The organism is Chryseobacterium sp. GW823-FHT05E08, from assembly GCF_058795655.1.
Genome location: NZ_JBXAHY010000004.1, coordinates 204,874 through 218,568, shown reverse-complemented (window position 1 = coordinate 218,568; position 13,695 = coordinate 204,874). Strand labels below are relative to the sequence as shown.

Genomic DNA, 13,695 nt, shown 5'->3' with positions numbered 1-13,695 from the left:
TTTTGAATAATATCTATTTATGTTTTAATTTGAAATTAAGGGGTGTTATTTGAAAAAACCACCCTTTCGGGTGGCCTTTCTGTAGAAACTTTTTAAAAATTATTTCACAATAACCTTGTAAGATTTCACAACTGATTTAGTCTCTACTTTAATGATATACATACCCGTAGGTAGTGAAGATGTATTGATTTCGGCATCTCCAGAGAATTTGCCCGATTTGATTAATTGTCCTTGAGCCGAGAACATTGTGTATGTTCCGTCTTCTTTAGCACCTGAAGATTTGATGTAAACATTTTCACCAGATCTTACAGGGTTTGGATATACTTTAATATCATTCACGACAGCAGAAATATCTGTTGTAGCTTTTGCTGACATTTTAGCTCCGGTTTTTGCAAAAGATGCGTAAGGAGAAAGTGGAGAATTTGGAGATCCTTTTTTAATTAAATCATTATCCACAACTGCCTGAATACCATCTAAGTCTGCATCATTTATTTTAGAAATAAATCCAGCTCCAAGATCATCCAAATTATCTTTTCCGATAACATAAAGATCGTAGTCTGCATTGTTTGATTTTAAATCAACAAAATCAGGTTTGTCATCTCCGTCTGTATTCATTAGAGGATATTTCATTACTCCTGAATCCGGTGAAGTTTCTAAAAGATCTGCAATACCGTTACTTCCTGCTGCAACACCAGCATCAATAACTCCATTATGATCTGCATCGATTTGATTGATTACAGAAGTTGGAATACCTGATTCGAATAAGTCTAAAATTCCATCATTATCAGAATCTAAGTCTAAATAACTTGAAATTCCGTCACCTAAGTTCGCAATCACCAATTTATCACCATCTACATCATCGTCTTCAAATTTCCCATTGTGGTTAAGATCTTCCAAAGCATCTGGAATACCGTCGTTATCAGCATCACCATCACAAGCATCAGGAATACCGTCGCCATCAGAATCCAGAACCGGAGATTTGTCATTTAATACAGAACATCCTTCCGCACAGTCAGGTATACCGTTTCCGTTGTTGTCAATACTGTCATCACCGTTCGGACATTTGTCGTTACAGTTTGGAACTCCGTCCTGATCATCATCCAACTGAACAAATGCATTGTGAATATAATATTGTTGAGCTAGAGTAACTCCGATTCCGGGATTGATCTCTATTTTCATTCTGTCGAATGCTTTTGTAGCAGTAAATCCTACATAAAACTGATTGGTTGCAGAAGTAAAAAACTGTCCGCTGAACAATCCTCCAGAAGTTCTGGATTCTGTAACAGTTGTTCCTTTATAAAAAGTAATTGTAATATAATCTAAAGCATTAATTGTAAATAAATTAGCACTTTTCGTTAACGTAAAACCTCCAAAAGTTCCTGCAGGATAATCTCCTGTGTTACTTTTTACAGTAAGTCTTACCGTTGGAATCAAAAGATTGATTGGTGAGAAATTTACAGTCGCAAAATTTGAAGTATTTGTATCTACAACATTTCCTGTGTTTGTAATATTTGTTAATCCGAAAATAGTTCCGGAAGCGCCCGTCCAAGAAGCACCGGGAACAATATCTCCTAGTCTTGACGTTCCGGAAGTCTGAATATTTTCGTTACAGTCGCATCCCTGAGGCTCTTCAAAAGCATAATATACTTTTAAAGCACCAAAGTTTACTCCGACAGTTTGTGTTATTTTAAGTCTAACCTCGTTAAAAGGTTTTGTAGCAGTAAGAGATATTTTTTGTTTATTGGAACCAAATCTCAATACTTTAATGTTAATAAGTCCCCCTCCATCACTAAGGTTTTTAGAATCTTGCAGTTGCCCGAATAAATAAGTTTCAACAGTTATGTTTTTTAAGAATTCTGCACTTAACAGTTTTCCCTGATCATCAGGCTCGATTACGAATCCTGCTTTGTTACCAGCCGGATATACCTGATTTTTATCTAAAACTCCAACAGAATAAGATCCCAATAATCCTGCAGGTAAAACAATTGATCCGTAAGAATTTTTGTCTCCGTCACCAATTTTCTCTCTGTTGTTCACATAAGAAAGTGGAGCCAAGAAACTGCTGCTTCCAGATACATTTCCGTCTACACCGCTTCCAGCAATGATATCATCACAAATTCCATTATTATCAGTCGGAACTTTAGCCGGATCAAAAGCAAAAGCATAGTACACATTCAATGCACTGAACACAGAAAGTACGTTTACTTGATATAATCTTACTTCGTCAAACTCTTTTGAAGTTTTAAAATGTAAGAAAATTCTTGTTTTACTTCCTCCAAATGCAGGAACAGAAAGCAATGTTGTGTTTGTTGACGTTTCCTGAAGAACTCCAGCTTTGTATGTACTGATTCTAATTCCGCTTAGAAAGCTTGCCGTGATAACGCTCGTTCCTAAATCTACATTAAAACCGGTAATATAACCTGCCGGATATGTTGTGTTTGTGTTTTTTACCGAAATACCGTTTCCACTTACCAAAGTAGCAAAGCTACCCATACTTACACTGTTATCAAGATTAGAATCGATAACAGGATTCATGCTTCCATTGTAGCATGCTAAACAAATTCCGCTTCCGTTCACAGGTTTTGCTTCTACACCCATACCTCGTATAGGCGTGTAACCCTGACCAAAAGCCATTACAGATACTACAAGCGTCATTAAGAACGCCGTAATTCTCCCGAATAATTTTTTTGTCATTTTTTCTTGTTTGTTTTTGTTAATTATTGTGTTTGTTTTTATAATGTCTGCCAAGCAAAAACACCCCCAGTCTGCTTGCAACCATAAAAGTTTCCGGTAGTTCCTGATTTCCCATATACAATTGTACCTTCGTTACTTGCGTTGCAATCAGCAACCACTGGCGGAGTTATTCCTTTTAATAAAACACCTTTACTTACTTCCAAATCAGCAATATTAGTAGCACTCGGCGTCATGTTAACTCCCACATCAGTAATTGCCGTACCTATTACTCCTGAACCAGAAAAAGTATGAGTTGTATTTGCATAAACTGTCTGATTTGGAATAACAGCATTCGCTCCAAATCCAAATCCAATAGCTCCTGCTGCACCACTTGCCGTATTGGCATTACCGAAAGTATAGTTATTTGATGTTACGCTATTTCCTGTACCGAAGGCAAAACCACCGGAGTTTACGTTAGAATTTCCTACGTTAATTCCGCTTACATTAGCACTTGATGTTCCATTATTATTTCCTAAAACAACGGTATTTGAATCTGTAGCAAAATTGGAATTTCCTATTACTTTCGCACCATTTAAAGCAGAGTTTGAAGCACCGATCGCTACTCCAGGAAAATTAGCAGCCTGAGCGGCAACCGTATTTCCTCTACCTAAAGCTATGTTTGATGAAGAGGTATTAGAAAATGTATTATTTGATCCCCAAGAGAAAGAAGCATAAGGAGCAGAAGTATTTGCATTTCCCCCATTTAATGTTCCGTTAGTATCCAAAATACCTTTCACATTATTACCTGTAGCAAAAACTAAATTCTGAGCATCAGTTGTTCCTAAGAAATTACCCGATGCAATGGTAGCTCCTAAAGCAGCTGAAGTAGCTGTTGTACCTGCATTTCCTAAAACCTTCCAGTCATTAGACTGTGTTTGAGTAGCAGGAACCCAATTTGTACCATTGAAAGTTAAAACCTGTCCTGTAGTAGCTGTTGATGTAGTCCCCAGCGGGGATCCGTTGATTTTTACGACTGTTGTAGCACCTAAAGTTCCCGTAACATCTCCCGCCAAAGCTAAAGATGAAGCAGAAAAATAAGCCGGAGCTGCCGCTGAACCTGTATTATTTCCAAAAATAGAATTTGCAGGAGCATTGGTAAGATTAAATGCCAATGAAGGATTCGTAGAAGGGTTTGATACAGTTGTAGTAAACAATGGAGACAAATTTCCGGATGAAAAACCTGTTAAAGTACCCACATTGGTTCCTTCTGACGTTCTTACCCATTTTGTTCCGTCGAAATAGTAATATCCAGCAGCGGTTACATTAATGGTTTGGCCGGTAGGACCACTATCCGCAGCGGTTACGTATACCATTGCCCCGCTTTGAAGAGTGGTATAGTTTTTTGCCCTTAATTGATTCCCAGTTAATCTTGGAGCAATAATTCCATCTAAAAATTTTGAATTGGCAGGAGATCCCACAACATCTAGTGTTGCCTGAGCCTGATTAGTATTAATGCCAACTTGCGCAGTCGCCAGAAATCCTGTAAAGGATAACATCGAAATAACGAATAATCTGTTTTTCATTTGTAATGATATTTGTTGTTTTTTGTGTGTTTTCTTTAAAAAATAGCAGACCGATAACCTTTCCCCTTATTTAAAAGAGAAAAATCAATAATTTTATATCGTTAAAAGTCTGATTAAACGGAGATTCCAGAAGAAAGTCTTGTAGAAGAACTTTCAGAAAATATTTTATCCGGAATCTTTAGTAGTAAAGTATATCCAATCCCATTTTTGGATATCTTAAAAATTTTAAAGTCTACATTATAAGTTAAATTTATTCTTTCTTTCAGTTGATTTTGAGATGAAAATACATATTCTAAAACGTCATTATTATCACATTCAGAATAAGATATTTTCAGCAGGTCTTTATTTGAGTCCTTACAATGATAAGGAGTGAATATTTTTTCAAAAAAATTATCAGAAAGTTTATTTTTTTCTTGATAAACAATAGAAGCATTTATCTTCTCAACACTATTATTAAAGTGATTAAAGAGTATATTTCCATTTACAACATTTTTATTAACAGAAATATCACGAGCAAAAGATTCTTGCTGAGGGATGCCGGAGATCTCGTTACACGGTTTGATTACCGTTAACAGTGATCCAGCTTTAAGATTCCCAACAGTTAGTACAATAATCCCACAATTAAGGAGAATAGTGAAATAACTTTGGAAAAGAAAGTAGTTTCTTTTCAAATTAGTGCGTGTGTTTTTTTCGTATGCAAATATAGTATTTTTTCAACTTAAACAATGTTTTATTAGTAAAATAATTACAAAAACAATCAATTTAACTTATATTATTCAATACATAGCTTAAATTTTTATTAAATAAATAATTATAATTAATTATAAATATTCATCAAATAACAATATTTGATTACTTATATACATGCCACATAATTTTTAAAAGAATAAAATGCACAAAAAAATGCCTGAGCAAATTGCCCAGGCTTATTATTTTAAGTGTAAATTGAATTATTTCAATTCTACTTCAGCACCAGCTTCTTCTAATTGCTTCTTAAGAGCTTCAGCTTCGTCTTTAGAGATACCAGTTTTGATTGCAGCAGGCGCTCCATCTACGATATCTTTAGCTTCTTTAAGACCAGCACCAGTTAAATCTTTTACCAATTTAACGATAGCCAATTTAGAAGCACCAGCAGCTTTAAGAATTACGTCGAATTCAGTTTTTTCTTCAGCAGCTTCTCCACCACCTGCAGCAACTACTACAGCAGCAGCAGCTGGTTCAATTCCGTACTCATCCTTAAGGATAGTAGCTAATTCATTTACGTCTTTTACTGTTAAGTTTACTAGCGTTTCAGCTAAATTTTTTAAATCTGACATTGTTGTAATGTTTTTGTTGATTATTTTATTTAATTTTTTGAGTCTAATTATTCAGCACTTGGAGTTTCTTCCGTGCTTTCTGCAGCAGGAGCTTCTGGAGCCGCCTCAGCAGGAGTTTCTTCCACAGCAGGTGCAGCAGCTTCTTCAGCTTTAGCTTCTACAGTTTCAGGTTTGTTTTGAAGAGCAGAAACAACTCTTTGAATTGGAGATTGAAGTAATCCGATGATTTCACCGATCATTTCTTCTCTAGACTTGATGTTAGCAAGTGCATTTAAGTTTTCGTCTCCAACGTAGAAAGTTTCCTGAACAAAAGCAGATTTTAAAGCTGGCTTCTCTTCTTTCTTTCTGAACCCTTGGATTAATTTCGCTGGACCGTTTGCAGTCTCAGAAACCATTAATGCAGAGTTTCCTTTAAAAGTCTGGAACATTTCAGAGTAATCTACTCCTTCAATCTGCTCCATTGCTTTTTGTAAAAGTGTATTTTTTACAACTTTTACTTTGATATTTTGTTTGAAAGCCTGTCTTCTGAATTCTGAAGACTTAGCAGCGTTCAATCCGTCTAGATCTGCTACGTATACTACTTTTGCATCCTGAAGCAAGTCTTTGATCTCTTGTATTGCTACAACTTTTTGGTCTTTTGTCATTGTCTTAAGGATTTATATTAGTTAACAGATTTAGTATCAATTGCAATACCTGGGCTCATTGTAGAAGACAAATAAATGCTTTTTACATATACACCTTTAGCAGCAGTTGGTTTCATTTTGATCAATGTAGAAATTAATTCCTGAGCATTTTCTCTGATCTTGTCAGCATCAAAAGATACTTTACCAATACCAGCGTGGATAATACCATACTTATCTACTTTGAAATCAATTTTACCAGCTTTCACTTCAGTTACTGCTTTACCAATTTCCATAGTTACAGTACCTGATTTAGGGTTAGGCATCAAACCTCTTGGTCCTAATACTCTACCTAAAGGTCCTAATTTACCCATAACAGCTGGCATAGTAACGATAACGTCAACATCCGTCCAACCATCTTTTATTTTTTGTAAGTACTCGTCAAGACCCACATAATCAGCACCAGCCGCTTTAGCTTCAGCTTCTTTATCCGGAGTAACAAGAGCTAATACTTTAACATCTTTACCAGTTCCGTGAGGAAGAGATACAACACCTCTTACCATTTGGTTTGCTTTTCTTGGATCTACACCCAATCTTACAGCGATATCTACAGAAGCATCAAACTTTGCAGTGTTCACTTCTTTTACAAGAGCTGAACCTTCTTCAAGGTTATAGATTCTTCCTTTTTCTACTTTGCTTAAAGCTTCCTTTTGCTTCTTCGTTAATTTTGCCATTTCTTTAAGTTTTAAGCGTTAGTTGGTTTAGTTCCTGTTACTCTTAATCCCATAGATCTAGCAGTACCTGCAACCATAGAAAGAGCTGAATCCATTGTAAAGCAGTTAAGATCTGCCATTTTATCTTCAGCAATTTTTTGAACCTGAGCCCAAGATACAGCACCTACTTTGTTTCTGTTTGGTTCTCCAGAACCACCCTTGATCTTAGCCGCATCCATTAACTGGATTGCTGCAGGAGGAGTTTTGATTACGAATTCAAAAGATTTGTCTTCGTATACTGTAATTACTACAGGTAAAACTTGTCCTGGCTTATCTTGAGTTCTTCCGTTAAACTGCTTACAAAACTCCATGATGTTCACACCTGCAGAACCCAATGCTGGACCTACCGGTGGAGAAGGGTTGGCAGCGCCACCTTTCACCTGAAGTTTTACCATTTTAAAGACTTTTTTAGCCATTTTTCTTATTTTTAATTTGAATAATTAATGAGTTTGGAAGCATTTATTATTCAGTAGGTTACCGCACTCACATAAAGTAAACCTACTTTTCGGACTGCAAAATTATGAAATATTTTTGAAATAGCAAACGGAATGACTTGATTTTTAGTAAGATTATTTAAAAAAAATTACACTTGCTAATAATTAAGTCAAATAAAACACCATCCAATAAACCAAAAACCCTCCTAACTGATATAGTAGTATAGAAGGGAACACAAAATAGAAAAACTTGATTATATATTAAAGAAGTTTATTAATGATTAATCGGGAACTTCCCTTACTAATTTTTAGATCACCAAGATTTCCCACCATATTATTAGTTCCATACGTTAAAAACTGTAGTGAAACTTTTTGCCCAACCTTTAACCAAATCGTGGCGTTACTTGTTAAAAAATATAAATTACTATTTGGAGGCATGGTTATAGAAGGATTTTTATTACCTCTATGAATTACCGTACTTGTTGTTGCCACTCGTCCTGTATCTACATACAAAGCCGTAAAAGCATCGCCCGAAGTTCCGTCAAAAGTCCCAGATCCGGTTCCAGGTGTAGTAAATCCGCAAACACCGTATAAAAAGTAGAGTCCATCTTTTGGAACAGTATATACGCCGGTTGTAGAATCGTATGCACTTTGAGGATCATATAATTCATCTAATTTCAATGTTGTAAATTCATTGTCATTCCAATCATTTGCAGCATTTATGTCGGTTCCTCCTACAGCGTTTAACATTCTATTTCCACTGTCTGATGCTGAAAAAGAATCTCCTCCTGCTACTTTTATTAAGCCATTTGGGTCTGCTACTAATAATCTGTCACTGGAAATTCCTACAGAATTATTTATATTTCTAATTCTTAAATTACCATTGGCAATATCCAGACTCTGTGTAGGATTTGTAGTACCAATTCCCACAGTTATTGTACCTGTACCTAAACCTGACGATGCAAGAACTGAAAAGTCGTTTGATTGTTGAACAACACTGGGAGCACCAGTTATTGGGTTATCCTTGCTTCCGTCAATATGAAAAATACCTTGAGAATTTGTAGTATTAATACCTACCTGAGCATAATAAAAACTACTTATGCATAACAAAATAATTGATAATTTTTTTTTCATCGTCTTATGATTTATTTTAAAGAATCAAAAGTATAAATGCTAAACATTGAATCAAAGTAAACACTGCTAAAATCTATTTAAAGGCTAACAAACAAAAAAAATGAGTAGTAAATTTAATAACATAAATCACCTTAAAATGAAATTAAAACACAATTAAATTCTCATCTTAGTGAAAAGCATATAAATAATAGAAAAATAATAGAAAATTATAAAAAATAAGGAGATAATTAAAAAGTTAATAATAATTCTTAAATTAAGGATAGAGATTTATAATTTTCTTAAGTATAATTATTTAATTATTAAGTAGAAATTGATTTAAGATTGCATAAAACAAAAAAATACCACCTCTTGGTGGTATTTAATTTATAATATAAAAAGTACTATTTAATTATACTTTTTCTACTTGCATAAAACTTAACTCCATTGGAGTTTTTCTTCCGAAGATCAATACAGAAACTTCAATTTTCTTTTTATCTTCAAGAATTTTCTCAACTGTTCCATTGAAAGGTTCATCAATTACTTTAACTTTTCACCTATACTGTAAGGAGTTTAAACATCAATGCCATCTATATGTTTCTTAAATAAAAAAATGAACAGTCATATTTATTCTTTAATAAACTTTTCAATTCTCATTTCTTCTCCCATCACTTTTATAATATAATTTCCTTTTGGAAGGTCACTTACGTCAATAGCTGTATTAATATGCTTAATACTTTTTATCATTCTACCTTCCGAGGTATATATTTTAATATCAAAAACTTTTTTTCCCAAATTTAAATACAATATTGTTTTTACAGGATTGGGATAAATTATAAAATCATCTTCAGTTTTTGCGTCAGAAGTCCCCAATGAATTACAATTGGGAATATATATATCCCCAACAATATTCCAGCCTTTTGAATTTATTAAAATATTTCTCGATGCGATTGAATTAGAAGAATATTTTAATGGAGCAGCATTACCTAAATTGATGTTAATAGGCGTATTGGGATTATTTGCCCAGCCTATTAATGTATTGTCATAATTAACACATGAAAGCCCTGATAAAGAAAATATATCATTAGCTGCATTAAATGCGTTTAGTTTTGATAAATTCCAATTTTCTAAAGATTGATTAAAAACGGTAGCATTAGAAAACATATATCCCATATTTAAGACATTTGCTGTATCCCAGTTTCCTATATACTGATTAAAAGAAGTAGCGTTGTTAAACATACTGTTCATATTTGACACATTCGCCGTATTCCAGTTTCCTATCGGTTGATTAAAAGAAGTGGCATTGTTAAACATACTGCTCATAACCGTAACATTTACTGTATTCCAGTTTCCTAAGGGCTGATTAAAAGATGTAGCATTAGCAAACATGTGATTCATAATAGTAACGTGGCTTGTATTCCAGTTTCCTATGGGCTGGTTAAATGACACGGCATTAGAAAACATATCGTTCAATAAATAGACATTTCCTATATTCCAGTTTCCTAAGGGCTGATTAAAGGAAATGGCATTTAAAAATAATCCGTTCATATACAAAACATTGCCTACATTCCAGTTTCCTATGGGCTGATTAAATGATATTGCATTATAAAACATTCCAGTCATATTGGTAACATTGCTTGTATCCCAGTTTCCTATGGGCTGATTAAAAGCAGCAGCGCCAGTAAACATACTATTCATAGTAGTAACATTGCTTGTATCCCAATTTCCTACAGGTTGATTAAAAAGAGGATCAAAACAAAACATATGGTTCATATTTGTTATTGAGCTCGTATCCCATGCATTAAAACTTGCATTTCCAACAAGACTACTACAATCTCGAAATATTTGAGAACAATCTGAAACATTGGTGAGATTGGGAATATCCGTAGCAGTGACGTCTAATTCCGAACAATAGAAAAATGCACTGGCCATACTTGTCCAGGCGATATTACCCCATTGAGATACCTGAATAATTTTTTTAATGTCACCTACATAGCCATTATCAAAAAATTTAATTTGAGAAAAGCTGCCGTTACCATTGCTTATTTTTACAATATATGTTGCATCAGCAAGAACGGGATTATTAGGTGCTCCAAAATCGATCAGTACAGGATTTCCAATTGTTGAAGTAATGTGGTTCAAGTTTCCAGAGTGCACTGGATATCCAACTTCTTCCCAGTAAATAGTATAATCGGTTCCCTTTCCTGGAAATTTAATCTGAGTGGAAGTTGTATTCAGGCTACCCATTGTAGGATTAGCAGGTTTCCAGACAGTAACAAATTCATTCTGAGCTTTTAATGATGAAAAAAACATCAAAAAAGCAAAAAGTAAAAATCTTGCTTCCATTAGAAATATATACAACTAAGGTACATAAAAAAATGGAAATCACTGATTATGAGAATATATCGAATAAAATAAACTTTCTATTTTATCCTAAAGACTACTTTCATGAGCAAAAATTAAGCAGCTTCTGTCTATTCTTTAATAATTTTCTGGTAGAAGTAAATACAAATTAATCATAATTAAACCTACTGTTTAATTATTTTCTGAATCTTTATTCCTTCTTTTGTTTGTAACCTTAAAAAATATACACTAGCAGAAAGTCCTGAAACATCTACTTTAGTAGTAGAGTCTTTTAATAAGATATCCATTACTTTTTTTCCTGCAAAATCATACAATTCAGCTTTAGATAGTGAATTAAGATCAGAATTTATTATAATAAAATCCTTTGCTAATGTTGGGAAAACATCAACTTTGTTTTGTAGCTGAGATTCACTAGTAGCAAGTGCATTACCAATAGTAATATTTTTTTGAATTGAGTTATTGTCAGCTCCTGTTATTGTAACTACATAATTACCTTGTGAAAGATTATTTGCTGTTGCTGCATTACCACCACTTGGTGACCATGAGAATATGTATGGTGCTACGCTACCACTTGGTGTTACTGATGCTATACCATCATTACAATTACCACATGTGGCATTTGTTACTACAATTGCTGCATTTATTGAGGTAGTACCATTACCGCTTAATCCAGTCAATGGACAAAAACCGCTAAATCCATACGAAATCCAATTTCCAGTTGAAAATGATGGGGGATTTGGACTTGTATTCAATGAACTGGTATAATTTATGTCATAAGCACCTTGCCAACCTTGCGTAACCCATCTTGAAGTAGTGGCATCCCAAAAAATTTGTAGATTGAAACCATTTCCAGGGGTAGATCCACTGTATGCATTTTTTGAATTTTGAATTCCACTAAAATTAATATTTTGTGGTCCGCAGCTTGTACTTACTGCAATAGTTTGAGCTTTCAGGGTACCAAAGAGCAACAGTGTATAGAAAGAAAAAAAATAAAGTGTCTTTTTCATAATAGAATATTCAGTAGACCAAATATATAGGAAAAAAATAAAATAAATAGCTTATCTGTTATTCTTTAATAAACTTTTCAGTTCTTATTTCTTTTTCTATCATCATTTTAATGATATAATTTCCTTTAGCCAGATCACCTACATCAATGGATGTATTAGCATGTTTAATATCTTTTACCATTCTGCCATCCATTGTATAGATCTTGATATCATACATTTTCTTTTCTGACTTTAAATAAAGTACATTTTTCACAGGATTCGGATAAAGTATAAAGTCTTCTTTTGCAGTTGTCTCGGAAGTTGCTAACGGAGGAGCACAAGTTGCATCATAAACATCACCAGTGATAGTCCATCCTTTGGAATTGACTAAGATATTTCGGGCTGTCACTGAATTAGCAGAATACTTTAACGAAGCAGCATTTCCTAAATTGATATTACTTGGAGTATTTGGATTATTTGCCCATCCCATTAGAGTTTTATCATAATTAATACAAGAAAGAGCCGTTAAATAAAGCATACTAGAAGCAGAAGTTAAGTGTATTAAATTCCAACTACCCATCGGTTTATTAAAAGAGCTGGTTTTATAAAACATTGCACCCATATTAGTCATATTCCCTGTATTCCAAGTATCAAGATTTTGATCAAAAGAACTAGCATAATTAAACATGGAATCCGTATTAGTAACATTCTCTGTGTTCCAACTTCCAATAGGCTGATTAAAGACTGTAGCATCAGAAAACATATAACTCATATTTGTAACATTCCCTGTATTCCAATTTCCTATAGGTTGATTAAAAACTGTAGCACCTCCAAACATATAATACATATTGGTAACTTTGCTTGTATTCCAGTTTCCTATAGGTTGATTAAATGCAGCGGCACCTTTAAACATATAGCTCATATTAGTAACATTTCCCGTATTCCAATTTCCTATAGGCTGATTAAATTTTAATCCAAAATTGAAGATTCCTTCCATATTCGTAACATTACTGGTATTCCAGTTTCCTATGGGCTGATTAAATTTTGCAAAAAGAAACATATAACTCAGATTAGTTGCAGAACTCATATCCCATTGATTAAAACTTATATTTCCAATAAGGCTATCACAACCTCTAAACATTTGTGAAAAGTCAGAAACACCAGATAAATTTGGAATATCTGTAGCAGTAACATCTAAATTACCACATGTGTAAAAAGCATTTGCCATGCTTGTCCACGTTATATTTCCCCATTGTACTAAATTGATTATTTTATTAGTATCACCAACAAAAGCATTATTATAAAATTTAATTTGTGAAAAAATTCCACTTCCATTGCTAACTTTAACTCGGTATGTTGCATTAGAAGCAGTAGGATTTTGCGGAGTTCCAAAATTAATCAATACAGGATTCCCTGCTGTTGAAGTAATATTACTTAATGTTCCATTATGTGACAAATACCCTACTTCTTCCCAGTAAATAGTATAATTGGTTCCTATTCCCGGAAATTTAATCTGTGTAGAAGTTGTATTTAGATTACCAATTGTAGGATTACTTGGTTTCCATATTGTAATAAATTCGTTTTGTGCTTTTACTAATGAAAAAAATATCATAAAAGCAAAAAGTAAAAATTTCGGATTCATCTATTAAAGTTCTAAGGTTACAAAGATATCCTTAAATTATAACAAATTATGTAAACATTTATATTAAAAATCTTTTAAATAATTGGTTTATAGCAATTTTAATTATATTTAATTAGAGTAATCTTAGCATATTAATTGATTTTTTTCAGTTTAAAATAAAAAAAGACCGCTTTTCAGCAGTCTTTAAATTTTAT

At 33.5% G+C, this 13,695-nt stretch carries 11 protein-coding genes and 1 pseudogene; all 12 read right to left on the bottom strand.

Annotation, left to right across the window (positions count from 1 at the left end; genetic code table 11):
• Window positions 1–99 precede the first annotated feature (99 nt).
• Window positions 100–2,694 carry a T9SS type A sorting domain-containing protein gene (locus AC1Q7L_RS15155; protein ID WP_492306890.1) on the bottom strand — a complete coding sequence of 865 codons (2,595 nt, stop codon included), beginning with the start codon at window positions 2,692–2,694 and terminating at the stop codon, window positions 100–102.
• Window positions 2,695–2,732: 38 nt separating this feature from the next.
• Window positions 2,733–4,256, bottom strand: a complete 1,524-nt coding sequence (locus AC1Q7L_RS15150) for a beta strand repeat-containing protein (RefSeq protein WP_492306891.1) — start codon at window positions 4,254–4,256, stop codon at window positions 2,733–2,735.
• Between the two features lie 113 nt (window positions 4,257–4,369).
• Window positions 4,370–4,927, bottom strand: a complete 558-nt coding sequence (locus tag AC1Q7L_RS15145; RefSeq protein ID WP_492306892.1) for a hypothetical protein — start codon at window positions 4,925–4,927, stop codon at window positions 4,370–4,372.
• Between the two features lie 279 nt (window positions 4,928–5,206).
• Window positions 5,207–5,572 carry a 50S ribosomal protein L7/L12 gene (gene rplL, locus AC1Q7L_RS15140; protein WP_066754968.1) on the bottom strand — a complete coding sequence of 122 codons (366 nt, stop codon included), beginning with the start codon at window positions 5,570–5,572 and terminating at the stop codon, window positions 5,207–5,209.
• Window positions 5,573–5,619: 47 nt separating this feature from the next.
• Window positions 5,620–6,216, bottom strand: coding sequence for a 50S ribosomal protein L10 (gene rplJ / locus AC1Q7L_RS15135; RefSeq protein WP_410693154.1), 597 nt, complete (start codon window positions 6,214–6,216; stop codon window positions 5,620–5,622).
• Between the two features lie 17 nt (window positions 6,217–6,233).
• Complete coding sequence (gene rplA / locus AC1Q7L_RS15130) at window positions 6,234–6,926, bottom strand: 50S ribosomal protein L1 (RefSeq protein WP_073291433.1); 693 nt, start codon at window positions 6,924–6,926, stop codon at window positions 6,234–6,236.
• An 11-nt stretch (window positions 6,927–6,937) separates the two neighbouring features.
• Window positions 6,938–7,381 carry a 50S ribosomal protein L11 gene (rplK, locus tag AC1Q7L_RS15125; RefSeq protein WP_034760648.1) on the bottom strand — a complete coding sequence of 148 codons (444 nt, stop codon included), beginning with the start codon at window positions 7,379–7,381 and terminating at the stop codon, window positions 6,938–6,940.
• A gap of 279 nt (window positions 7,382–7,660) precedes the next feature.
• On the bottom strand, window positions 7,661–8,533 hold the full coding sequence (locus tag AC1Q7L_RS15120; RefSeq protein ID WP_492306893.1) for a hypothetical protein: 873 nt from the start codon (window positions 8,531–8,533) through the stop codon (window positions 7,661–7,663).
• Between the two features lie 388 nt (window positions 8,534–8,921).
• A pseudogene (gene nusG, locus AC1Q7L_RS15115) lies at window positions 8,922–9,079 on the bottom strand (transcription termination/antitermination protein NusG); the annotation flags it as partial.
• 57 nt (window positions 9,080–9,136) lie between these two features.
• The gene (locus AC1Q7L_RS15110; protein ID WP_492306894.1) at window positions 9,137–10,855 is read right to left on the bottom strand and encodes a BspA family leucine-rich repeat surface protein; all 1,719 of its coding nucleotides are present in this window, start codon (window positions 10,853–10,855) and stop codon (window positions 9,137–9,139) included.
• Between the two features lie 182 nt (window positions 10,856–11,037).
• On the bottom strand, window positions 11,038–11,880 hold the full coding sequence (locus AC1Q7L_RS15105) for a T9SS type A sorting domain-containing protein (RefSeq protein WP_492306895.1): 843 nt from the start codon (window positions 11,878–11,880) through the stop codon (window positions 11,038–11,040).
• Window positions 11,881–11,938: 58 nt separating this feature from the next.
• Window positions 11,939–13,501 (bottom strand): BspA family leucine-rich repeat surface protein, encoded by a 1,563-nt coding sequence (locus tag AC1Q7L_RS15100; protein ID WP_492306896.1) that lies wholly within the window; start codon window positions 13,499–13,501, stop codon window positions 11,939–11,941.
• Window positions 13,502–13,695 lie beyond the last annotated feature (194 nt).

What these genes read in the sequence shown, in the direction of transcription:
- AC1Q7L_RS15155 (WP_492306890.1), bottom strand. Translation starts at nt 2,694, where the DNA reads ATGACAAAAAAATTATTCGGGAGAATTACGGCGTTCTTAATGACGCTT.
- AC1Q7L_RS15150 (WP_492306891.1), bottom strand. Translation starts at nt 4,256, where the DNA reads ATGAAAAACAGATTATTCGTTATTTCGATGTTATCCTTTACAGGATTT.
- rplL (WP_066754968.1), bottom strand. Translation starts at nt 5,572, where the DNA reads ATGTCAGATTTAAAAAATTTAGCTGAAACGCTAGTAAACTTAACAGTA.
- rplJ (WP_410693154.1), bottom strand. Translation starts at nt 6,216, where the DNA reads ATGACAAAAGACCAAAAAGTTGTAGCAATACAAGAGATCAAAGACTTG.
- rplA (WP_073291433.1), bottom strand. Translation starts at nt 6,926, where the DNA reads ATGGCAAAATTAACGAAGAAGCAAAAGGAAGCTTTAAGCAAAGTAGAA.
- rplK (WP_034760648.1), bottom strand. Translation starts at nt 7,381, where the DNA reads ATGGCTAAAAAAGTCTTTAAAATGGTAAAACTTCAGGTGAAAGGTGGC.
- AC1Q7L_RS15120 (WP_492306893.1), bottom strand. Translation starts at nt 8,533, where the DNA reads ATGAAAAAAAAATTATCAATTATTTTGTTATGCATAAGTAGTTTTTAT.
- AC1Q7L_RS15110 (WP_492306894.1), bottom strand. Translation starts at nt 10,855, where the DNA reads ATGGAAGCAAGATTTTTACTTTTTGCTTTTTTGATGTTTTTTTCATCA.
- AC1Q7L_RS15105 (WP_492306895.1), bottom strand. Translation starts at nt 11,880, where the DNA reads ATGAAAAAGACACTTTATTTTTTTTCTTTCTATACACTGTTGCTCTTT.
- AC1Q7L_RS15100 (WP_492306896.1), bottom strand. Translation starts at nt 13,501, where the DNA reads ATGAATCCGAAATTTTTACTTTTTGCTTTTATGATATTTTTTTCATTA.